Origin of the sequence: Bacteroides sp. 14(A) (assembly GCF_000526555.1) — a bacterium.
GTDB lineage: Bacteria > Bacteroidota > Bacteroidia > Bacteroidales > Bacteroidaceae > Bacteroides > Bacteroides cellulosilyticus.
Map to the genome: position 1 here is coordinate 1,384,866 of NZ_JAGH01000002.1, position 24,376 is coordinate 1,409,241.

At 42.2% G+C, this 24,376-nt stretch carries 12 protein-coding genes; 3 read left to right on the top strand and 9 right to left on the bottom strand.

Going from position 1 to position 24,376, the window contains the following annotated elements; all coding sequences use genetic code 11:
* Positions 1-129: 129 nt before the first annotated feature.
* The 8 genes from K429_RS0112550 to K429_RS0112585 form a co-directional block, all read right to left on the bottom strand.
* The gene (locus K429_RS0112550; protein WP_026367141.1) at positions 130-1,770 is read right to left on the bottom strand and encodes a TonB-dependent receptor; all 1,641 of its coding nucleotides are present in this window, start codon (positions 1,768-1,770) and stop codon (positions 130-132) included.
* Between the two features lie 21 nt (positions 1,771-1,791).
* Positions 1,792-4,824 (bottom strand): tetratricopeptide repeat protein, encoded by a 3,033-nt coding sequence (locus K429_RS0112555; RefSeq protein WP_026367142.1) that lies wholly within the window; start codon positions 4,822-4,824, stop codon positions 1,792-1,794.
* A 93-nt stretch (positions 4,825-4,917) separates the two neighbouring features.
* Positions 4,918-5,445 carry an NUDIX domain-containing protein gene (locus K429_RS0112560; protein ID WP_007219379.1) on the bottom strand — a complete coding sequence of 176 codons (528 nt, stop codon included), beginning with the start codon at positions 5,443-5,445 and terminating at the stop codon, positions 4,918-4,920.
* A 26-nt stretch (positions 5,446-5,471) separates the two neighbouring features.
* Entirely contained in the window at positions 5,472-6,728 is a 1,257-nt protein-coding gene (locus K429_RS0112565) for an ATP-binding protein (protein ID WP_007219380.1), read from the bottom strand.
* A gap of 156 nt (positions 6,729-6,884) precedes the next feature.
* A complete protein-coding gene (locus K429_RS0112570) occupies positions 6,885-9,797 on the bottom strand; it encodes a leucine-rich repeat protein (protein ID WP_081750877.1) in 2,913 nt (970 codons plus the stop codon).
* A 5-nt stretch (positions 9,798-9,802) separates the two neighbouring features.
* Entirely contained in the window at positions 9,803-10,861 is a 1,059-nt protein-coding gene (locus tag K429_RS0112575) for a hypothetical protein (protein ID WP_026367144.1), read from the bottom strand.
* 25 nt (positions 10,862-10,886) lie between these two features.
* Positions 10,887-12,551 carry a fibronectin type III domain-containing protein gene (locus tag K429_RS0112580; RefSeq protein ID WP_026367145.1) on the bottom strand — a complete coding sequence of 555 codons (1,665 nt, stop codon included), beginning with the start codon at positions 12,549-12,551 and terminating at the stop codon, positions 10,887-10,889.
* Between the two features lie 26 nt (positions 12,552-12,577).
* Positions 12,578-13,927 carry a PEGA domain-containing protein gene (locus K429_RS0112585; RefSeq protein ID WP_026367146.1) on the bottom strand — a complete coding sequence of 450 codons (1,350 nt, stop codon included), beginning with the start codon at positions 13,925-13,927 and terminating at the stop codon, positions 12,578-12,580.
* A gap of 1,498 nt (positions 13,928-15,425) precedes the next feature.
* On the opposite strand from K429_RS0112585, the gene K429_RS0112595 reads away from it, so the two are divergent.
* The 3 genes from K429_RS0112595 to K429_RS0112605 are packed head-to-tail and all read left to right on the top strand — an operon-like array spanning position 15,426 to position 17,423.
* The gene (locus tag K429_RS0112595; protein WP_197031241.1) at positions 15,426-16,922 is read left to right on the top strand and encodes a hypothetical protein; all 1,497 of its coding nucleotides are present in this window, start codon (positions 15,426-15,428) and stop codon (positions 16,920-16,922) included.
* Entirely contained in the window at positions 16,910-17,128 is a 219-nt protein-coding gene (locus K429_RS0112600; RefSeq protein WP_007219388.1) for a hypothetical protein, read from the top strand. The genes K429_RS0112595 and K429_RS0112600 overlap by 13 nt, the downstream gene beginning before the upstream one ends.
* Positions 17,115-17,423 (top strand): hypothetical protein, encoded by a 309-nt coding sequence (locus K429_RS0112605; protein ID WP_007219389.1) that lies wholly within the window; start codon positions 17,115-17,117, stop codon positions 17,421-17,423. The genes K429_RS0112600 and K429_RS0112605 overlap by 14 nt, the downstream gene beginning before the upstream one ends.
* Positions 17,424-18,002: 579 nt before the next feature.
* On the opposite strand, the gene K429_RS0112610 is transcribed toward K429_RS0112605, so the two are convergent.
* Positions 18,003-24,371, bottom strand: coding sequence for a T9SS type A sorting domain-containing protein (locus K429_RS0112610; RefSeq protein ID WP_026367149.1), 6,369 nt, complete (start codon positions 24,369-24,371; stop codon positions 18,003-18,005).
* Between the last annotated feature and the right edge of the window lie 5 nt (positions 24,372-24,376).

A 24,376-nucleotide genomic window follows, 5' to 3' on the forward strand; every position in this document is an offset into this window, starting at 1 on the left:
TCTGTTTTATAGTGGCTCCTGCCACTGAATTTGCCCGCAAAAGTAGAAAAAAACAATTGTTTCCACCTTATAATATGTGGAGAATATATTCTTTTTTAGCAAAAATGACTTTTTTTGCCACGCAATTTGTTAAAAACGAAAACTCACTCCACCCATGAAATTGATACCTTCTGTGGGATATCCCGGGTAATATTGGTAGTCTTTGTTCAATAAATTGTTTGCACGGACATAGATTGATATGCCTTCAAAGACTTCGTAGCTACCGCCAAGGTATAGATTCCCAACCGGATCTACACGCTCGTTGCCTATCTTCTCACGAGTGATATGCTGATAACCGAGGTTGATCAGGACAGAAGAAACCGGACGAATGTCTACCTTGAAGTTTGCTTCGAAAGAAGGCATGTAATAGAGTAGCTGGTCTCCGCTGTTATTTTCTGTCTTAGCAGTTTTCCAGTCACGGTAAATGCCCGAAGCGGTGAAGGAAATAATATCCTTATAGCTGTAGCTGGCTTCGGCGCCTGCATATATGTTATGCATATTTCCTTGGAGCAATTGAAGGTATGAACCGCTATAGTTCGCAATTGCTGCAGAAGCAAGGTTATTCTTTAAATCCTGATATCCACCATAAATATTAAACCATAAACCTGTTACCGGACTGGTTTTGAAGCCGAGAGCGGCATTCAGCTGTTCGTAGGTGGCATCCAGTTGTGTACTACTTTGGCCATAAGGTGAAACCATTTCTAGCTTGCGGAAATCATTGGTCTGTCGTCCGCCTGTAGCCTGGGCGTAGAGAATGTAACTGTCAGAGAAGATATATTGGGCTGTCACGTCCGGTGCTACCCGGAATTTCTTGCCAAATCCGAATGCAAAATCCACGTGAGCGCCGAGACGGATTTTCCAGTCTTCGCTCTGATACAGATAATAGGGATTTAATTCCACAGAGGTATAATCTTCAAAAAGATTGTTCTTGTAGAACGTATTGTCCATGGAGAGATCTACTCCAACAAACTGCTCTTCGGAGATCGTTCCCATTGCACCGGCTTTTGTCCGTACCATAACTTCCTGTGCATCCTGATATTGTATATCGTGTTGGCGTTCGTAGAACATCAGGTTGGTTTCGGCATGAAATTGAAGCGGTAATTCTTCGCTGGTTGATTTTATTCCGAAATGTACATCACCCGACAGGAATTTCTGCTTATTATTTGTGCTGCCGGGCATGAAGTTGAAGTTGCTTAGCCCGAAGTTTCCGGCTACATTTAAGTCCATTTTCCGGAAAGCATGTACATAATCCATGCCCGCATGTGTACGGTAATAACGTGCATCCCATTTATCCTTGGAATCAGGCAGATCTAACTTGCCATCCATGCCGTTCATGTGGAAATTCAGGTTCAGTTTGTCACTGTTAGGCAGGATGAACAGATAGTTGGCACGAGCGTCCAGGTTGCCGTAATTGCCATATCCCAGACGGGCGTAGCCGCGTTTTGCCTTATCCTGGCTTTCAGCTCCTGTATACGCCTCCATGGTAGTTGCAGGGATATTTCCCGCAGGTGCGAGTGTGGCATCATATTCCACAGTCTTTTTGCTGACTGTTGGCGGCATTACCTTGGGCAGTACGTTTACTTTGGAAGCATCTATGATGTCCGGATTGTATTCTTGTTCTACCACGACCGTGCGGCTCAGGGTAGTATCTTTAGCTTGCGTTTGGGCTTGCACCCAGTTCGGTATGGTTATAAGTGCCAATGCCCCGAATATATATTGTACCTTTTTCATATTTATAATTGACTAGGTTTTTTACTTCAGTTTTTCTAATCTTTCATTAATCATCTGTTCGATGTCATCGTCGGCATGGTAATTCTGTTGCAGGCTCAGCAAGTATTGGCGTGCATCCAGTTTTTTATCCATTGCTACATATACATCCGACAGCAGAACGAAACTTCTTGCCAGCCAGTAAGCGTGTGGTGTGCTCTGATCAATGAAGTTGAGTATTTCCTTTTCAGCAGCAGTGTATTCACCTGCCTTATACAGTTGTTGAGCAACCAGGTATTTGGCTTCGGCCCCATAAAGTGTGCGTGTATCCTTAGCCAGTGTCTGAAGGTCGTTCATGGCTTTCTTGTCGGCGCGTTGGTTCAGATAGGCCTTGGCACGGAAATACAGGGCTTCGTTGCGTAGCTCCGGTGTCAATTTGGTTTCGGCAAGCAGGTCGGTGGCAGCAGCGATTGTTTCCACGTCATCCTGCATCAGGGCGGCACTGCGCAGCATTCCTGTTTCTGCAAGCTGGCGGCGTTCGGGAGTGGTAGCTTTTGCTTTCAACTGTCTGTAGTCATTCAATGCCTGGTCGAACTGCTTACGGTTGAACAGAATTTCCGCACGTGCAATGAGTGCTTCCTGTGAATAAGGATTATCCGGATACTCCAGCAGTTTGCCGGCATGTTCCAATACGGCGGCTTCATCTTTCTGTTCTTTGCCAATCACACAAAGATAGTAATGGGCGTTCAGACTGAATGCGCCGTTGGGGAAGCTTTGCAGGTAACGGGTAAAGCTTGATTTGGCAGGAGCGATCTCTCTCTTCATATATACCTTTTCTGCGGCGATATAAGTCAGAGAATCCTGCTCGCTGGCATCAAAGCGGATTTCTCCCGGCATCTTGGCTGCCAGGGCGGCAAATTCATCTACGCGGTTAGCATCTACATAGATTGATTTCAGGTCACGCATGGCGAGACGTGCTTCTTCACTACCCGGATACTGGGTTACTACATGCTTGTAAGCATCTATCGCGCGATCATATTCATCGTTTTGGTAATAAAGCAGGCCGATTTCAGCAGCGGCTTTACGGCTGACCGGGCTTTCGGGATATTTATCCAGCAATTCTTTAAATGCTGCGATAGCCTGGCGACTGTTGCTTGTCTGTACATACGAACGGCCTTTTTCGTAAAGAGCATTTATGGTATAGGGTGAAGACGGATATTTGTTTGCCATGCGGTTGAGCAATGCAACCTTACCATCATAATCTTTCTGCAAGCCGGCAACCAAAGCCAACTGATAGAAAGAATAATCACCTGCAGGAGTTCCCATGTTTTCTGCTTTGGTATAATATTGCTTGGCTTCATCGAAACGGCGTGCGTGCAGATAACAGTCGCCTATGCGATTGTAAGCATCTGCGAGTGCAGTGGGATTTTCTCCTTTTTCCAGTTGTGTGAATTTCAGGAAACGGTTCTGGGCAAGTGTGTAATCTTTCTCATGAAAAGCTATGTAGGCCAGATTATAGTATGCCAGTGCATAAGTTTCTGTATTTCTGTCCGGAGTAAGATTCAGATATTCACTGAAGTTACTTGCTGCTTCCTGCATCCGGTTCAGACGATAATAAGCTTCTCCTCTCCAATAAATAGCATCCGCCTTGTTTTGCAGATTATATTGTCCCAAGGCTACAGACTGGTTAAAGTAACCGATAGCTTCCTGGAATTGTGCATTGGCAAAAGACTGTGTACCGAGATGGAACAAGATTTTCTGTTTCGCCTCCAGAATTGCAGTGCCCGGGTGAGCGATTCGTTCGATGGATTTCAAGGCGGCTTCGTAACTGCGGGTATTCATGTATACCTCTACCAGATAACTGCTGACTTTGTCTACATATTGGGAATTCGGGAATTCATTAAGGAATTTCTCGAAAACAGTAACAGATTCACCGAAAGCGGAATAGGAGGTCTCGTGAATACAAAGGGCGTAATTGTAAGCAGCCTGCTCTTTGACTTGCATATCTGCATTGGAGGCAGCAGCTTGTTCAAATGCCATGCGTGCCTTGTTCTTATCTGACATTTGCAGATAAGCCAACCCCATGTGCAGATAGGCATTTTGTACCAGTGCGTCATTTTCAGCGGTTACTTCGCCGAGGGTATTGGCCGCTTTGGAATATACACCGCAGTTGTAGTACGAAAGTCCCAGCATATAGAGTGCATCCCGACAGGGGGCAGCCTCTTTATTGTTTTCCAGATACTTTTCAAATGCTTCCATGGCTTCGTGATACTTTCCGAAGTGATAGTCGGCATCACCGAGAACACGGTACATTTCAGCTGTATATTCATTATTCGGGTAGGCGGACAGATAATTCTGCGCTACTATTTCCGCTTTATCATAATTCTTTTTAATCAGGTAAATCTCTGCGATATAATAAGGCGCAAGCGCTTTGTATTTGGCGTTATCCTGTAAAGACAGGAAGCCGGTCATTGCTTCGTCATAACGTTGCTGGGTGTAGCGGATATAAGAAATGTAGTATGTGCAATCGGCTGCATACTTTTTACTGGTGCTACGGAGAGTTTCGAACCATATGGCAGCTTCTTTCACATTACCTGTTTTCAAATAGCAGGTTGCCAGACGGTACGTCATATCGTCGCGTTCTTCATTTCCCAACAGATCGAGACGGGCAGAATTGAACATAGCCATGGCTTCATCATATTTTCCTTCGAAGAAATACACGGATGCCATAAGTGCATAAATGCGATTGGCATAGGGTGTATCAGGATATTCATCCAGATAGGCCTGCAATTTGTCTAAACTTTTAAGGTCTTTTAGTTCGTAGGCAGCACATACCAGCATATACTCGGCTTCCATCCGTTCGCCTGCGACAGGCAGGGGCTTGCCTTCTGCATCTATCTGGCGCACGAATGCTTGCAACGGTGGGATGGCAGCTGCATACGCTTTTTGTTGGAACAGTGACTGTCCTTCCTGGTAAAGTCGTTGAGGGGAAGTGATATTCTCGCTGGTCTGTGCCGTAGCGAGCAAAGGTGCACAGCAGAGTGCCGTGCATAGTATTCGGGAGAGTTTATTCTTCATAATGCAACGCGTTTTTACAAAAGTACGGGTTTTAAGTCGAATTTGTTACACTTGTTTGGCTTTTTTAGGATATACCGTGGTCTGTGCGAATCATTATTCGCCCATTTCTTTCAGAAATATTCCTACCCCTTTGCGGATGGAACTCAGTCCGAAATCTTCTGTATGTATATCTTTCAGTGGCAGAAAGAAGACGTCTGCAGCATCATCCATTGCTTGGTAATGCAAGGTGTCAGTTACTGTACAGCGGAAGAATAAATCCAGAGTATGGACGGTGAAACCGGAATACACATATATATTGGGCAAAGAGAATAAATATTCCGCCTTTTTCACTTCCATTCCGGTTTCTTCTTTTACTTCGCGGCTGACTCCCTCTTCTCCGGTTTCCGCCATGTCGATAAAGCCACCCGGCAAATCCAGAGTTCCTTTAGCCGGATCCTTGGCACGGCGGCATACTAATAATTCGTTCCGTTCATTCATTATCAGTGCCACGGTGGCGGCAGACGGGTTGAAGTAATAGACGAATTCACAGTCGGCACAACGTTTGGACTTTTCATTGTTGATTTCAAAATGCACGGAGCCACACTTGGGGCAGTATTTGAATTGGGAAAAAGGATGTTCCATAAATGGTTGAATATTAGGTTTTAAAATTATGTATCCAGCAGCCATTTCCAGATGGGGATAACTTTTATCTCCATGCCGTTTTTTTGAATAGTCTCCTCTTCATCGTAGGTGATGACGAGTAACGTCTCTACCGCTTGTGTTTCTGCTATTTTCAATAAAGCGTCTGTTTCTCTTTTACGGGTGGATTCTTCTTTTAGGCTATAGGATACTTGTACGGCCAATTTTGCAGTAGGGATGTAAAAGTCTACTTCTATATTTTGTTGATAAAAATAGAGTTCCTCTTCATATTTCTTTTTTAATGAGATGGCAACTATATTTTCCAATAACGAGGTCACCGGGTCTATTAGGAATAAGTTCAGCAGCCCATTGTCGATGAAATAATATTTCCGGTTCGATATTTTCTCTACTAATTTGCTGGCATAGTTTTCAAGTGAGAAGAATAGCCATGTGGCTTGCAAGAAATTAAGGTAATCGATAATGGTGTCCGTTGAAACTTTGGCGCCTGTTGTTGAAACGATATTGGTCAGACGGTTGAAAGAAGAAGGTTGTTTCACACTTTCAGCCAGTTTACGAATCAAGACTTTCATAGCGAGGTCATTGCGAATGGAATAACGGGTTATCAGGTCACCGAAGAAAATCTTATTGAATAGATTACTGAGCCATTGCCGTTTTTCTATTGTTTCTATGAGCATTAATTCGGGTAGACCTCCATAACTGAAATAGTCGGAGAATGTCCGGACTATCTCTGTACGGTTTTTGTAATACCATGTTGGTCCAATCTCAATTTTAGAAGCTTTCAGAAATTCAGAAAAGGAGAAAGGATATACATTTTGTACTATATATCGCCCTCCCAGTGTAGTAGCAATTTCGGCACTCAGCATTTTGGCATTGCTGCCGGTAATATAAACGCGATACTGTTGGTCGGCCAGACGGCGTGCAAATTTCTCCCAATGCTCCACAATCTGTATTTCATCCAGAAAAAAGATAGGTTTATGCGGATAAAGTTCTTCGTAAGAAACTTTGATAAGGTCCAAATCTTCTACAGTCAAATTGACCAGGCGATCGTCTTCAAAGTTGAAATAGAGAATTTCTTCCGGTTGATGTCCATCATTCAACAAGCTTTGTATTTGTTGGTACATCAGATAGGATTTCCCGGCTCGTCGGAGTCCCACGAAGACATAGTTCAACTGATGAGATAGATGAATTTCACGCTCTATTAATGTAATATTAGCAACAAATTGCTGATATTCAATGATTAAACGTTTGATGGTGTCTTTGTCCATATCTCTTTTTGTAATTGATGACAGGCAAATATACGAATAGTTATCGAATATATTCGATAAAATGAATATGTTATTATCGAGTATATTCGATAATAAAGGTCCTATCACTCATTCATCATGGTGTAGGACCTTTCTCTAAATTAACAAACAATTTACTTATTGAACCAGAATCTTTTTTCTTGCCAGCAGATAGATGCCTTTTCCCAATCCGGTGACAGCAGTGGTGCCTTCCTGTACTTCAACCTGACGTACCATGTGTCCGGCTGTGTCGTAAATGGAAAGCGTACGTTCGCGGTCGCTCTTGATGTAAAGAACACCATATCGGACATAGATTTCTATGCCGTCCAATGCGTCGGAAGGTAGTTCTTCTATGCCGGTGATTTCTCCTCCTATTCCTCCGATACTGTAAAGTTTCGGTGCATTGACTGCCGCCTCTTTACTAATCAGATAAGCTTCGAAGGGTTGCACATCGCGCAAGTTACGGACGAATGCGCCACCCGGGGCGATATTCTCATACGTAGCCGGGTTAATGGCATATATCGTATCGTGTTTGAATACTGTTTCATAAGCAGGAACCATTATTCGATTACTTCCTTCTATGCGGGCAAGTTCTTTGTAAGAAGTAGCTTTAACCTCTACGCCGTCGGCATCTTCGGCATGGAACTGTACTTCTCCGCTGATGTTGAATTCGTCTTCATACGACTCGCTGTTTGGCAGTGAGATGATGTAGGGCTTGTTTGCTTTCATGGCAGTGGTATGTTCAAAGCCATCGGTTGTCATCTGAGCCAGCCAGAAAGGTTTGGCTCCTTTCTTTCCGCTGTTGAAAGGTGCCAGTTCTCCTTGCTTCTCGTTGCTGAAACTTTGTACATCAAATGGCAGTACGATTGCTTCCCATCCGGCGGCATTGATTTTGTTACCGGACTTCATGCTGAAGTTACGTTTGTAGGTAATGTCTTTTGCTTTGAATGCCTGTGGAGAACGGAAGCCTTTGCCATGAGTCAAAGAAATCTTTTCTGCCATGCCGTTAATTACCACGTTGCCTTCATAAGTACATCCGGTTCCTTCAGGAGCGAAGATCAACAAATTCCCCATCTTGGCAGGCGTATCAAAGCTTTCGGCGGTGATGGCGGCTTGTGCATTCCAGTTTATCAGTAATAGCTGATTGCAACCGTTGAATACGGCTTTCTCTATGGAAGTCACGCTGGCGGGGATTTCTATTTCTGTCAATCCGGTACAATTGCTTAAAGCTGCGGTTGCAATCTTCGTTGTATGGTTGGAGAGTACAAGGCGTGTCAGGTTGGGCAGATTGCAGAACATATAATCTCCGGTAATATCATTGGCAGTCAGATAATTCTGATAATATTTATCTCCACCTTCCACGATGCGTGCTCCGCTGATGTCGAGTCGTTGCAGGTTCTTCAAACTACGGATGAATTTGATATCTGTTCCGTTGAGGTAACCGGTTAGTGTCAGGTTGACGATGGCTTCCGGATCGCCTGCTAATTCGGGTAAAGTTCCGGCGGGTTCCACATGGATGGTGTCGGAGGTGTTTTGCCCGATACAGACAATGGTGATGGCATCCTTATTGTAAGTCTCGTCATGGGTTGCATCGTGCAACAAAGCATAGTACGTGCCTTTTTCTTCGGTTTTAATTTTTTTACCTGTTAATATGTCGCTACCACTGAGAGTGTATACCAGCTCGTTTTTCGGGTTAAAGACAGAAAGAATGCAGGGTTGATCCGCTTTCCAGTAGACAGAGTCTTCTTTGTTGATATCAATGCTAATGGTTTCTAATGCCCGGCTTACAGGCTTTTGAAAGCTATTTCCTTTATTTAAAGTCAACAATTTTGCATCAATTGTTTGTTTACTGGTATGTGCAAAGGTGTCGATAGAAGCTACACTCCATCGTTCCGCTTCATCCTTAAACTGAAGATTTAATTGCACATCGTTTGTCCAAGAGAATGTTGCTGTTCCGTCCTCTTTGCTTGTGCTTGTCAGTTGAATGCTTTCCGGCATCGTTTTCGGGATGATGGCTTCTGGTATGTCAAGGAGGAAGCCATCCCATTGGAGGACTTCTGTTGGTGTGAAGTTTCCGGTCTGCAACGTATTCAAGTCATCGTTTAGCCAATAAGCATAGTTGCTGATCTTGCCTTTTGTTATGTTTTCTAATGGGCATACAAAGTATTGTGTCAACAGGCTACTCCAATTTCCGAGTTTGTCTTTTGCTCTGAAGTTCAGGTAGTGTACACCTCGCTCCAAAGAAGAAACGTCTAAATCGAATATGATTGTTCCATTGGTACTTTCTGATGTTTTCTTATTGGTCACATCTTTATCAATCCAGTATTCATAACTGCTCAGGGCATTATCTGCTCCGTTATCTGTGCTGGTGCGATAAAAGTATTGCGTTAACAGATTGCTCCAGTGCCCGAGTTTATCTTTCGCTCTGAAATTCAGATAGTGTACTCCTTGTGTTAGAGTAGTGACATCTAAATCAAGTATGATTGTTCCGTTGGTACTTTCTGTTGTTTTTTTATTCGTAATGTCTTTATCGATCCAGTATTCATAACTATTCAGGGCATTATCTGCTCCGTTATCCGTGCTGGTGCGATAAAAGTATTGCGTTAACAGATTGCTCCAGTGCCCGGGTTTATCTTTCGCTCTGAAATTCAGATAGTGTACTCCTTGTGTTAGAGTAGTGACATCTAAATCAAGTATGATTGTTCCGTTGGTACTTTCTGTTGTTTTTTTATTCGTAATGTCTTTATCGATCCAGTATTCATAACTATTCAGGGCATTGTCTCCTCCGTTGTCTGTGCTGGTGCGATAGAAATACTGTGTCAAGGGAGGACTCCACTTCCCTTCGCTGTCTTTTGCACGGAAGGTGATATAGTGCAAGCCTTGACTGAATGTGGATACATCTGCTTCGAAGGATATCTGTTCTTGAATATGGGCAGTATACACTTTCGATGGATAGTCTGTATCGAACCAGTACTCATATCCTACCAGATTTTGTCCTTTTGTCAGTGTTGACAAAAGGAGTAAGGATAGTATATAAGTTATTCTTCTCATGTCTTTTACAGTGTATTATCTCCTACTTTTACAGTAATACTGACTTTCAGTTTTCCATTCTCTGTTTTAGGGGCAATGTTCTTTGATACAATGGTGGGGATGGTGAGGATGGTATTGAAAGGGCTGCTACCACCATATATTCCGACTTGAGTGCCGTCTGTGCCGACGTATTTGGTGAGCCAATCGTTGGGAAGGAGATATTTGGACTCATCGCTATATTCCCGAAAAGGTGTACCTTCCAATATTACTTGATAATTAGAGCTTTGCGCAATAACAGATTTGAGGAGATAAGTGTCTCTACATATGTTGTTATATGCATTACATTCTGCTTTTAATGAAGATTGAGTATGATTACTAAACTCAAAACCATTATAGCTAATTCCATCAAGCATTATATTATTCTTAAATATTCCAATTAATCCATCTGTTGGGTGAATAATAACATTATTCTGCAACAATATAGAAGATGTTGTAGTATTGCTACCTAAGTAATTAATGATACTGTTACTAACCACCATATTCTGTGAATCTCCCGGTTCCAACCAAGCGGCTATGCGGCAATGCATAATGGATACCCCATCTGATGTTGTCATATTTTTATTTTCTGTATCCCAAAAAGTTAGATTCTGAAATCTGCATTTCACGAATGATGCCGCAGATAAATGTTTGATTATTCTGACACGGTCTGCTGAATAAATACCTTCTATATATAACCCTTTAGCCGGTGTGTCATTTACAGCTTCAAGTGCTATTGCAAATTCTCCCGCTATTTGGGTTGGAAATGCCATATTTCCTTCTTTCTGCGATGTAGTATCCGCTCTCATCTCATATCCATTGCCATAGATAGATACCGCCTTTGTGATGTCTGTAGCATTATATGTACCCGCTCCTAATGTAATGGTGTTCCCATTTTCAGCTACTTCCATTGCTTCTTTAAAAGCATCCGATCCGTAGAAATACTGTGTAGTTTCTCCTTTCTGTAATGTCGCCAAAAGGACATCCTGTGCCTTTGCGCTGCTTATCGCAACACAAACCATAACTAACGAAAATAATACCTTCTTCATAATCTTCAATTTAGTAGTTAATATTTTATTTCTTTTTTATCGTTCTTGTTCCCGGGAATGCCGGATCGTCAATGCTCGGATCTGTTTTTTTTGTTTTGGCTGTAGCCGTACTGCTATAAGCTATTCCATTTTTATTAATGGCGTAAGCCCGGATATAATAATTGGTATATCCCATCAGTCCAGAAAGCGTAGTGCTCATTTCTCCGATAGTTCCTTCTATCACAATTTTCTTCTCGCACTCTTCTACGCTTGGCGTTCCTTCGGAACTATATACAAAGCCACGTTCTGTGATATCTGCTCCTCCGTCAGTAGAAACAGTTGCGGATACGTCGAGGGTAGATGGGGTAGGGTTATTGGCCGACATGTCTTTTAATGTTGCAATGGTTGAACTTCCCGTCTTTATCTTAATAAACGCGCTGCTGTATCCTACTCCTTTTGAGTTTATGGCATAAGCTCGTACATAATATTCCGTATTATACTTCAGTTTAGTCAATACAGCTTCAAAATTATTGCCGGTAGAGGGCGAGATGACAGAGTCATTATCTATGGTCGGTTCGGAATTACTTGTACTCCAGCAGAATCCTTTTTTAGTGATGGCAAGACCACCATCGTCTGTGACGGATGCTTTTATGACCGCATTGTCATCATTTACCTGCATTTCCTGAAGATTGCCGAGTGTTGGCTTAAAGGTTTGTTGAGTTTTCACTGTAATACTGGTGCTGTAGAACATACCATCGCGGGTACGTGCGTAAGCGCTAATATAATAAGTTGCACCTTCTTCAAGTCCTGTTACTGTGAAATCTACGGCGTTACCTTCTGATTTATCTTTTACCGATGCGTCATTAATTGTCGGTGAAGTAACCGTTTTGCTGTAACAAGCCCCTTTTTCGATTATATTGAAATCGGCAGCTGCCGTGATGATAGATTTAATATGTACGGATGATACATCCAAGTCACTATAATCCGGTACTGAAAGAGAGACGGTTTGCTTGACAGGGGTAGTACACTCTATGGTATTGCTGTAGCCGATTCCTTTTTCATTGAGAGCATACGCGCGAATATAATATTTCTTTTCCGGTTCCAATTCTTCTATAAGAGCGTCGAAAGCATCCGTTGTTTTTTTTATTTCTACTTTGTTTCCGTTTACGGAAGGTTCGGTGGTTTCCGCACTCCAGCAAAATCCCCGTCCGAGGATGTCGAACCCTCGTTTGTCGGTGATGGTTGCAGATACTTTCACGCTGGTGGCGGTCAGGTCTTTGTCTGTGATACTGCCCATGCTTAAACGTGGCGTTTTTTCTGTGATGCTGAATGATATAATTTCTCCCCGTTTTACGTTATATCCGCTGGAGGCGTAAATGCAGAAATAATAGGTTCCCGGTGACATCTCTTTTAAATCGCAGAGGTATTTGTTGCCTGTATTCGAGGAGGAAGCTTTTTTAATGACCTTTTCGCTACCGGAAGTAATGATTTCCTCAGAAGTAGCGATTAGGAATCCTACTTCATTTTGGGTTGTACTTTTAGGGTTGGCTATCACTTCTCCTGAAAGGGTTATATCTATGCCAGGTTTGTCCAAGTCTTCTGCACTTCCGGTCGTCACGGCGGGTGCGAAACTTGTAGGTTCAGTGTCTTTTTCACAGCTTGCCACGAATAGCAACAGGCTGCACCAAATGATACATTGTAATCTTTTCATCGTTTAAATGGATGTTAAATTAAGAATTAGAAGAAGAAGCCAATGCCTGCGCTGAGTTCGTGGTATTTGAAGTTGACGGTTTGGAATCCCACGGATACCGCAAATTGTCCCAGTCGTCCGATGGCGCCAAGTTCAGCGGCTACGCCTGTGGCGGAGTGGTCGGTGTTCTTTACTAGTTCACCGTCTATCGTTTCCCATGCCAGAACCCGGTTGCCGTATCCTGCGCCAATGTAGGCGTATAGCGGTTTGATGATTTGACGTAAATAGCCTGCGGTGATAGACATGCGTGCTTTGTTAGTGACACCTTCTTTATAATAAGGTGTACCCGTGCCATTGGCCAATGCCCCTGTATCATCGCATTCCAGTTCGGTGGATGCCGAACCGAAGTCGCTGCGGAAGCGTAGATATGCTCCGTTCTTACTGACAATGCCGACCATGGCGCCAAAAGAAATCTGTGAAGGATGATAGCCGACTTCCGCCATTACCAGCGTGCGTCGTGGCTCTTTAGGCTTGATGGTGGACTTCATTTTAAAGGTAAGGCTGCTCGTCTTGCCAGCGAAAATGGTGACAGTACTGTCCATCGGGAAGAAAAAATCTTTTTCGATGCGTATCCGGTACTCTTGTAATGGCATTCGGTCACTCTTGTAGGGTGTCTGTCCGGCAAGCTCATTGTTTATATAAACTTTGGCGTCCTGTTCAGGTAGGGAGAAGATTTCCAGATATCCGAAACGGGGTTTCAGTGTTACGCTCATGATCTTCTGCTCGCTACCCAGATCGATAATACCGGCTTCGGGAGCGTACATGGGTGATTCTACCCTGTAGGTATGGGTGCCTTTTTTCATGGTAGCGGTGAACAGTCCGTTTTCGGTCGGTACTTTTTCGTCATCGATATAAATATCGGCAGTTGCCGGATCGGGACGCATCACAATTAGTTGGGTATTCGTGTTTGCGGGTGTTTGCTGCGTTCCGTCTCCTACTTGTATTTCCATTTCATAGACAGTGGCTTTCTCAATAATGTCAGGATAGAAGTAATTGCGGAGTACACCGAACTTATCGTGCATAATGGAAATACGTCGTGCTCCGCGAGGAATGTACAGCCAGATTTCTCCGGGCTTGTTTTCACGGGAAACGATTCCGAGTGCATCCGGTTCGAACATTAGGTCTTTTTCGATTGTAACGATACGGATTAGTGCACATACTTCTCCGTTCTGATCTCGTTGAGGAGCGGTGATCCGGGCGGTGACATCTGTTTCCATCCGGTTGAATGAAGTCACCTGGATTTTGTTTTGTGCTTCCGTAGCAGTTGCAGCGAAGAACAAACTTATCACTAAAAGTAATTTTATCGACAACCATTTTGTGACTTTCCTGTTTGTCATAGCGTGTTTTTCTGTTTCTTCCGTCTATCCTCTCCGGCGGAGGTTACTATATAAAAAAGCGTGAGGACCGTTTCTGTTCATCTACCCTTAAGGTTCTGGAATACCTTACCCCGGATGAACAACAGCCCTCACGCCTATGTTATATAATATAACGTAGACGTGAAGAAACTGTTGCTATTGCTCCGAGGTTGAATTTTCCAGATTCTAAGGGTGGAACAATAACTTTCGCTTCTTGCGTTCGTAAACTCACATTTTATAGTCTTATGCGTCACCTATCTCTATAAGCAGCAAGACTTGGTACAAATGTAGGATAAATTTTCTTAATAAAGAACTCCCTTTGGATAATTTTTTATTATAAATAGTGGAACTTCTGTTAATGTCTGCTGTATTTTTTCTGTATAATCTGTTATATCGACCACTTAGTATGGATATAATGCTGTTTGTCTATGAAACCGTATTCGGTAATGTCCGGGTATGGCGACTGTCCCTCTGAATCTGCGCTTTGATTTGTCTTTCTATAAATCTACTTTTCTTCTTACAGTTCTTTCAGATTTTCCCGAATCGCCTCATTTGACGGCTTTACGGCTGAAACTTCCGGTGTATGAGCTGAATCATCCAAAAATCACTCAGTGATGCCATACTTTATCAATCTGACAGATTGACAAAGTGATAATCCTAATGCGTGAGAATGTTTTCTTTCAAGCCCTACCGGAGGGAAAGAAGAAAAAACGCAAGGATAACGTTTGGTGAAAGTGCACGATGAGTATTGTCTGTAAAGAAAAGGAGTCGCAATGTTCTTCTTATGCTCTATTTTATTCCAAATAATCTTCATCTTTGATGTAATTGCAGCAAAAAGGAAGATGCCGAATGATCCGGCTTCGTATTCAAATAGACAGAATAAATCGGCTTTGGAGGAGGGCTACACCCTTTTCCCCGGATGGTGTCACCCTTTTAGCAAGATGACTACACCTTTTGCACCGAATGGTGTAGCCATCTTGTAAATTACATCGTTAGTTTTACTCCATTACATTATTAGTTTTATCCAATTACATGGTTAGTTTTGCCCAATTACATCATTAGTTTTAGGCAAACAGATGGTCTATTTCAAGGAAAATGAGGATTCATTGTGCTGGAAGAGTCTTTTTAATTCAAGCGTGTGTTAGCGGAATTCGCATAATGACATCTTTATGCTTGTGAAATAGGGATATTAGTGTCATTGTTCTTGTTTGTTAACTATGGGCATGTTGCGTCTATATATCGGACGCGTTGTATCTATATATCCAATGGTACCCATATATAGTGTTTTTTGCTGTCTTTAGCCTAAAAGCTGATAAACAGGGTATTCTAATAATGGATGAAAAAACTGAAACAAGAAATCTTACAATATTTTTGAATAAATAATAGTCGATAAATAAGAAAATAATTAAATTTGTAATTTGTTAAACGTATCTCTTATATGAATCTTTTTCAAAAAGCGAAAGCTACTATAATGCATTTTATGAAAAACAGACATGGCTGCAAACTTGAAATGTATGACGAAAGCGTTGTTGAAGAACAGCCTTTGTCAACAGAAAATATAACATTCTCATTTTGCAATATAAATTATCTACAGGATGAAGCTTTTATTTCGTTGGTTTCTGATGAATTAAAAGTTCCTGACGATAAGGTTGGCATAGGTATAAGAAGGATGATTAAAGATATGCGGCAAGATATCATTTGCTGCATTGAATATCCGTACATTGATGTTTACTATAGAGATACTTATTACTCTTTTTATTCTAAAAAGCACTGTGATTATAGTCGCTATTGTTTCAGAATATCATTCTTTTCGGATGATGTAAACGAACACAACTTTTACGATCTGAATCTTTCCGATAAATTTTATGGATATATGGTTTTGAGACCGACTGTACGTCGCGTTGTAGGTTATACGTTTTTATCTCCTGCTCTTTTTGAGGAGCGTGAATTTGTTTGTTGCTTATGCAAGAAAGATGTTTCTGTCTATGGGCGAAAGTTGTCTGTTACCGGATTCCCGTTTTGTGGTCAGGACGGTGAAGCTGTGTCATGTGCGGAAATTTCTTTAATGATGATGATGGATTATTTTTCTCATAAGTACAATAAATACAGTCAACTCCTTCCATCTCAAATAATTAAAATTTTGTCAAGATACAGCAATGAGAGGCAGCTTCCATCACGAGGACTACCATCCGACATGATTTCATTTGTTCTGAGAAAAATAGGTTTTGGCATACGCACTTATACACGTCAAAAAGAAGATGCAGACTATGAGGTTTACAGTAACGATGAATTTAAAAGGTTATTGTATATATACATAGAATCAGGTTTCCCTATTATAACTTGTACCAGTGATCATACTTATCTTGTTATCGGGAAAGAAAATAAGATTGGTGAAGATAATGTTAAATTGGTAACAATAAACGATAATGAAAGACCATATAAACTTATTGGTTATAATGAAGAAATAACTTCTTTCATTGTACCATTATATGAAAAAATATATTTGGATGCTGAAATGATTCAAATAGACGAAGTCATAAAAAGTCTGGAAGAGGGAATCCCTGGTTTGAAAATAAAAAAGGAAGACACTAAATATATTTATCGATGTTTTCTAACTACTTCCCGTTCCTATAAGGAATATATTACGCAAGCCAACAATAAAGATTCACGGGAGCATTTCGTCTGCATGGCAATGCCTCGTTTTGTATGGGTATGCGAAATGATAGACACTGAAGATACGGTGATAAAAGACCCCAAGAGAACTCCTGTGAGTAACATTATGCTTTTTGATGCGACAGAAGGAAATGCATCGTTGAATTACTTCATTATGGCTAAACTTTCAGACAGAATAATTGTTAGAACAGTAGATAATAGTCAGTATCACAGAAAAATATACAAGCAATTTATGGGAAACAAAGATATTTTTTATACCTTTGACCGCAATTTGAAAGGAGAACATACTAAATGGCAAGATTAAAAAGTACTTATTCAACTTATGTTGCGGCGCAGGAAAAGAAGGGTGCTGTAACATCTTTGTCGCATGAGGCAACTGTCCGCATTGATACGAGAATATCTAAGGCTTTTTCTTCTGCTCAAAAAACTGCGACCGTAAAGCAATTGAATTCTGTAAAACTTATGAGACAGAGAGAATTGAAAGGCTTGACAGGCAATGCGAATTTTTAAAAAGAAAAAGAAGAAAAGTGTATTTATTTCTGAGGGTCAGCCACCTGAAGTAAATGAATTAGGAATAAAGAGTGAATACAACAATAACTTATTTACTAAGATTATATTGCTCGTATTTGCTCTCTTGGGTTTTACTCTTTGTGTTTTGGATATTCGTGATGACGGGATGTTATTGAAATTGTCTTTTGGAGAAACGGAATTTAATTATGCAGGTTCTTTGATAGGAGTTGTGGTTATGATTATATCTATGATTGTGATGCTTTTTCATAAACCCGGAGTTCATCTGAAAAAGTAAAATCCTTATTTTTTATCTTATCTCATTTCATGATAGCAGGTTACTGTCATGTTCAAATTATTATTTTGAATCAAGAAAAGATTTAATATGATTCGTTCATAGTAGGAGTTAAAGCCGATAGTTCTTTTTACCGATGTCAATACTATTGGCTTTAACTCCTAAGCCAACTTGTTGGCTGATAATTTCTTTAACTCCTCTAACTCCTGCGTATGAATTATGTAGGTTAAGATATTGGTGACTGTAATGCGATTGCGGTGAGAGTATCGTGTCAGGACGACGTGCGTAGTGCAAGCAAAATTGCCTGCACTTAAATAAAAGTTGCTGCCACCACTGATTTTGGGCTGTTTATCAGTCGTTTATGGCGGATAGTGTAAGCGTGCAAGTAAAAGCGTGTATAAACTCTTTGTATATAAATAAACTGTCATTTAATGACCACTCCCGCTGATTTGTTTATCATTAGAATCTATGTAACATATGCTTGCCGGTTTATGACTTTTAAAGGTCGGTACAAAAAAGTCTCCCTTCGGATTATGTATCGGAGGGAGACTTTTAAGAGAAGTGTAATAAAGAGAGACAGGCTTAATCTATCTTCATAAATTTCTGTTGTATAACCTCATTACCGGTTTTTATGATTATGAAGTAAATCCCTTTACTCAGTGAAGAAACATTGATTCCTTCGTTGGGAATCACCTGTTTGTCCAATATCAGTGTTTGCCCCGCAGTATCAGAGATGCGTACTTCTTCAATGTTGCCAATATCTCCCCGAATATATAAGCGGTGGCGTACGGGACTTGGATAAACCAACAGTCCTTCCGAAATAGGAGTAATTCCGGTTGCTTCGCCTATATGCAGGCTGACAGGAGTGGTTAAACTGCCCGTCAGTGTACCGCTCCATTCTATTTCTTCCTTGACGTTGTATTCCTGCTGGTCGGCGGTGTCGAAGGCACGTAGGGTCAGTTTGCCATCGGTTTGCTCTCCATGTGCAGTGATAAATAGATAACCGTCTTTTTCAACGGCTATACCTCTACATTCATCGCCCACAAATACACCGACAAGGAATTTCCCTATTTCAGCTTTTTGCTCTCCGTTGTAAAGCTCGGCTATGGCAATCATGTTGTCTTCGGACTGGTGAATGTCATAACTCCATTGTGCTGATGGAGTGGATGGTTCTGATTCTGTACCATTCGCAGTATAGTTGAAAGACTTCACTGATTGAGAATAGTACATATAACCTTCACCGGGAAGCAGGTGGGGTAGGCTGCCTGTCCATGTACTTCCATCGTATATGGCAAAGCTGTCCAAGCCTTTGATAAGGTCATTCTCTTCAGCTTGCAGATTTTGCAAGGCTTGCTCCAATGGTAAAGTGACGGTAGGAATATAACCTATCCAGTTCCAGCCCTGGTTTAGGGTAATGGTGTTGCTTGTCGGATCTGCCCCCTTTCCGGTCAGTTCAAGAGTTGCCTCTTTCTTCATCTTTATCTTGTAAGCTTGAGTAGTGCTCAGACTGTTCAATGAACCTTCCCAATCATTTTCATTTTTGTTCGTCAGTTCTCCGTTTTGTCCTTTTAGGATGAGGACGGATTCTTTGATGGGAGCGAGTAGAGCTGGTATATCGTTTAGATTCTGATCCTGCACGTTGATAGAGAACCAGTTCCAGCCCATAGAGAGGGTGTAGTTGCGAGTGATTTCTTTTTCTCCGGCTTCCACAACACTCACTTTTACTTCCGGTTTCATGTCCATACCTTCGACGGCAAACTGTATCATAGTTTGTCCCGGGAGCTCGCCTGATATAGTGAAGGTGGCTTTGCCTTCTTTATTCAATGTGGCTTCTGCCGGTTCTATGGCAGCAATGGTGGAGGAAACGGAAGTTGCGGTCACTTTCTTGCCTGTTGAGGCTTCTGCCGGTTCTACGGTTACTGTAATTTCAGCCGTTTCATTGTACACCACTTCAATCTCGGAAGCGACCACTGCCTTGGGCTCTTTTTCAATGGCTATCTCTTGGCTATAATCACTTTCCATTTGTATGCCGGCATAGCTCTTCACACGTTTGCTGACAGTCAGTATCACTTTGTCGGTGGTAGCCAGAGCATCGGCAGGGACAAAGCGCACTTTCGAAACGAATTGCTCATTCTTGTTTTGTGGGTTTGCTTCGGCGTTCTTGAAAGTCACTTCTCCTGCTACCGCTTCTCCGTTGCGAGTAAGGGTGATGAACTCGGCAGTCATGGTTTCGGGCAGCATGAACTTGCTAAAATCAATTTCTATGCCTGTCTCATAACCACGTATGGCTGTTACGGTAGGCTGTGCGGTTTGTACCATGCCAATGTTCACTTCCAACTGCGGGGGAGGAACGGGGAGCCATTCACTGTAAGTTGTCTGGTAGCCTTCTTTTTCAAATTTCACTTGCCAGAGACCTTGGGGGACGTCCCAGGCATACATACCGTTTTCGTCTGTGAATAGTGGATTCTCCTGAGCATACTCGGCAGCATCCCAAAGTACAATATTCTCGTGCAGGTCGCCATACATGTCTTCCACCATTTCTTTGTAGTAACAAGTGGCGGTTACGCCTTGCAGGCGGTTACTGGCAACAGCTTCGTAGACATAGCCGGATGGGTCCATTACGTAATTGGGATTTGGGTTGCCTGATTCTCCGGAATCGCTTCCTTTTCCACCGTTGTCATCTGGACAATCGGGGGCATCATGAATCCGTTGTAGGTAGGCATGTCCTGCCCTTGTTAAATCCTGCATTCCATCCCCAAAACTACTTGCAGCGTCGGCGGCACCCCAAAGGGTATTTCCTGCATCAATAACATTCTCAGGACGTCCGCTTGATGAACTGATGAGATTTGCTGAATGTGCTAAGAAACTACCTAAAGAGAAACCTACGCATTGCCTTAAATGCATGATATCTGAGTGCAGATTTATGTTTGTGATATCGTCTGCGCATTTCAATTTTCTGTTAGCTTCGTCTATTGCCCCTTGAATGATATGATCCCGCCATTGGTTTAACCGGTCCGTTGAGGGAGCAATCCGATCACTTCCGGGATCAAAGCCGGCTATCCTTGTTGTGGTGTTTATATTCTTTCCGAATAGAGTCACATAATCCTTGTATGATTGGACATCATCATAGCCGAAATATGCATAAACGAACAGGCTGTCGCTTGTTTCTCTTGTTATCTGATAAGCATCTGTATCATTCACATAATACTTGAACGGACCTTTTTCTATGCATAATTTGAATGTTGAATTTGCTATTTTCTTTGTTATTGCCTCTTTATTCTTTATATCCGTTTTAATAAAAAAGCATTTAAGGGCGATGTCGCTGGATTTTGACTTCATAGAGTAGGTAAATATGTCGTCTGTATCGTCATAATCTTCTATTACAGGAATCCCTATATTCTTTTCTAACGTGTTGATGTAAGCCAATGAGTCGCACATACTATAATCGATGTAATCGTAGGTTACGCTCAGGTTTACAGGCAATGCTTCTGACTGGAATGGATGAGTTGCAACCCAAATATCCTTAGTCTGATTATAGCTTGCGGGTATGCGGACGATATTATTGGAAGAGGTTTTCACATGAAGTGCAACATTTGTTATTATTTCCGGACTATTATTGGTGAAATCAATCTTGAAGGTAAAATCCGGATAATTAGGCCAATACCAATATGTTTGGGCAGAGGTTATCGGATTAATGAAGTCAAAAGTCGTCACATATTCTAATAGATCCAGCGAAGAGGCTCCGTGGGCAATATTAATCATCGTTACTTTAGATACCTCTATTGCGTTCTCATTATAGAGCACAGGACAAGTTTCTGTTTGTAACTCTGCTCCGTCTTTGGTTCTAATCTTAGCGTAGATATCGTGCGAAGATAGATTCTTTGCGTTATAAAGTTCGCATGTGGTGTACCATAGTCCATTAGCTAATGAGGTTGTTTGGCCTATTAATATGCCGTTATCGTAAATCTCGACTTCTGATTTTCCAATAGCTGTGCCATTGATTGAAAAAGTTTTCTTAGCTACAGTTGATGGTATGGAGATGGACAAGTCCTTTATTGTACAGGTGGCGGCTCCAATAGGTTGCAATATTTCTTTCCCGTTCAGCGTAAACTGTACAAAAGCATTGGGGATGTACTCACCGGAGGCAGTTGGGATTACACAGAAACGAACCAACTCGGTGTAGTTGTGTAATGGAATTGTTAGTCGATTATTGTCCAAAGTATAACTCGCTATGTTGCTGCCTGTCATGGCTGAGTTTTCCACATATAAAGACGTTTCAGGTAGGTCAACTATCAGCTGTACGTTGCTGACCGAAGCGGTGTACTCTTCTTTAAAATCAATTTTCCCTTTTAACGTCAGATAATTACCGGCTACGATGGAGGCTTTGTTGGCAGTAAATGACGTATTATCTCCCGTGTAATAAAGCTTACTTTCATCCAGCATTGGAATATGACTGTTAGTAATGGAAGAGAGAATGCCGCTTTTTACGGTTACGGTGTTTTGTACATAATCTGTTCCTTCCGTCAGTCCGGATGCGGCCAGTTGGGATATCTTCAAAATAGAATTGAAGAAAGCGCTGTTGACCATACTGACCAGGGTATATTTCCCGTCAGAGAGATTGCTGATGGAAAGGCATTGATTGAAGTAAGTATATTTCTTTAGTAATTCTCCTTTACTGTCGTAGAGGATCCCTACTATATCGGTATTGTCAGTATCGGTGTAGGAAGCGCTAATACCGCCCAATGCTATAATGTTGAGCAAAACGTTTGCTTTCTCTGCATTCTCGTCCACTGTTGCGGTGGCTGTTACGGAACGGAAAGCTCCGTTTTTACTGCTAGCGATGATGCGGAGCCGGTCACCCGCTGCCACTTCTTCCAAAAGCACAATGGAAGGATATTGTACTGAGAAATTGGTGATTTCTTTTTCTTGTGTCTCATTATATATAGTATAAGCTATATTGGCATAATCGGAATACCAATTCTCTGTTCTGGCTTCCTCATCAGTTGCTACGCTGGGGGTATAGGTGAGGTTCAGGTTGATTGTTGTGCCGGATATGGCTTTCAGTTCAACCGTTCCCAAATCTGCTCCCGCGTTGAAGTTTGCTTTCGTCAGTGTCTGGCTGATATAGTCAGTAGCAGAAACCGAAATCGTACTTTCATCATTAAAGACATCCAGTTCGAACTTCCCTTTGGTATCGGTTTGTGTTATAAAAGATTTTGAGTACTTGCCGTTTAACTTTTGGGAGATGGAGATAACAGCTCCCGATAATGCATCACTATTGGCATTTTTGACAAGTCCCGAAACAGTCAGCATTTCGATGGGAATTAGAGTGTAAACCAGCTGGTTCTCTTCTTCTTTTACACTATAAGTTTGATTCTCCGGTGTTACGTATTGCATCCCTAAATTCTGATTTAATACGATTCGGTAGTTCAACTTCGTCCCTGCTGTTTGTGCTTTCAGCGAACTGCCTTGTGATAAATATGTCTGTTGGTCATTCAACCATGTGACTTGTGTCTGATCGGTAACATCTGTTCCATCTGGCGTTTGCACTTTCAAGTTTACGTCGAGCAGGGTTAGCAGTGAACTGAAAGTAACGGACTGGTTCTCCTCTTTTATTTCAATCTTCTCTATTTGTCCCAACACTACATCTGCAGGAGTTTTCAGATAAACATTATAAGTGCAGTTTTTCAGTAGTCCGTTGAAAGTGTAAGTGATGCGGTCGGATACAACGTAGCGTTGTTTCTGGCCGTTCTGCAAGTTTTGTAATTCTATAGTCATGTTCTTGTAAGTGCTCTCACTTCCGACAGGGAGGTTCACCTCCAACGTTCTGACATCTTCAGTCAGTGGTAGAATGGTAAAGTCTTTCCAAACCGCAGCCTCTGCATAGAGTGGAATGGAAGAGGACAGAACACGAATGACGGCATTTTCGGCAATTCCTTCAAAGGCACGTTCATCCGCTATCGGCGGGGTGATGGCGTAACAACTGATGTCTGTCAGATTTTTGCAATTTCCGAAAGCATGGTAGCCTATTTTTTCTGTACAGGCAGGTAGGATAGCCGTTGATAAATTAGTATTGTCGAATGCATATGGGGGAATTTCCGTATATCCGCCTGTTCGGCTTAGGTCAATCAATGTACAGTTGTTCAACCTATCTACGATGCCGAAGTCATGACTATTCATCTGACCGCTGATAATGACCATCGAAACTTTGCCATAGTTGTTTGAACCACCGGTTACTTGGTCTACGGCATTCATGATGCTTCCCGGAGTGAAGTCGTCAATAATCAGTTCGCCTGTTTCCGCATCCCAGTGATTGGCTCCCGGATTTCCCGGGTTTGCCGGATTAAAGTGGAATAAACCGGTGATGGAAACGTCTTCTTTCCCCATTACGAACGAATATACTCCTTCCGTAGACAGTAATTTATCTCCCTGTTTCCACCCCTCAAACTGATAGTTGCTGTTCGGATAGGCATAGACTGAAATCGAAGCTCCTTCACTGAAACGTTCTCCTGAAGTGATATTGAAACTTCCTCCTTCGGCCGGAGAGGCCGTCAGCACCAGTTTGTATTTGATGACTTCCTGCGACGGATCGTCGGGATTGTCGGGGTTGAAGCTATCTGTAGCTTTGAACACAGCGGTTATGGCCGTATTCTTTGCCGGCATGGTATAATTGAAAGAGCGGTTGCGGGAAATTGTATCTCCGTCCTGTATCCAACCGACAAACTGGTAATAGTTGTTGGCATTGGCGCTGAGATAAACAGATTCTCCCAAAGCGTATTGCTGCTTCCCCGAAGGTGAGGTACTGCCTGCCTCGTCGGGGGTGACGTTGACCGTCAAATTGTATCTCTGGCCCGGTTCGCCGGGGTTGGAGGGGTTGAACCCATCCCCTCCTTCTTGTCCCCACGCCGCGATGCTCCAGAGAGCAATGAATAGGCTGAGTATATATTTCATGGATG

Coding starts and splice junctions, on each gene's coding strand:
- K429_RS0112595 (WP_197031241.1), top strand. CDS start 15,426: ATGAAAAACAGACATGGCTGCAAACTTGAAATGTATGACGAAAGCGTT.
- K429_RS0112600 (WP_007219388.1), top strand. CDS start 16,910: ATGGCAAGATTAAAAAGTACTTATTCAACTTATGTTGCGGCGCAGGAA.
- K429_RS0112570 (WP_081750877.1), bottom strand. CDS start 9,797: ATGAGAAGAATAACTTATATACTATCCTTACTCCTTTTGTCAACACTG.
- K429_RS0112550 (WP_026367141.1), bottom strand. CDS start 1,770: ATGAAAAAGGTACAATATATATTCGGGGCATTGGCACTTATAACCATA.
- K429_RS0112605 (WP_007219389.1), top strand. CDS start 17,115: ATGCGAATTTTTAAAAAGAAAAAGAAGAAAAGTGTATTTATTTCTGAG.
- K429_RS0112585 (WP_026367146.1), bottom strand. CDS start 13,927: ATGACAAACAGGAAAGTCACAAAATGGTTGTCGATAAAATTACTTTTA.
- K429_RS0112610 (WP_026367149.1), bottom strand. CDS start 24,371: ATGAAATATATACTCAGCCTATTCATTGCTCTCTGGAGCATCGCGGCG.
- K429_RS0112580 (WP_026367145.1), bottom strand. CDS start 12,551: ATGAAAAGATTACAATGTATCATTTGGTGCAGCCTGTTGCTATTCGTG.
- K429_RS0112565 (WP_007219380.1), bottom strand. CDS start 6,728: ATGGACAAAGACACCATCAAACGTTTAATCATTGAATATCAGCAATTT.
- K429_RS0112555 (WP_026367142.1), bottom strand. CDS start 4,824: ATGAAGAATAAACTCTCCCGAATACTATGCACGGCACTCTGCTGTGCA.
- K429_RS0112575 (WP_026367144.1), bottom strand. CDS start 10,861: ATGAAGAAGGTATTATTTTCGTTAGTTATGGTTTGTGTTGCGATAAGC.
- K429_RS0112560 (WP_007219379.1), bottom strand. CDS start 5,445: ATGGAACATCCTTTTTCCCAATTCAAATACTGCCCCAAGTGTGGCTCC.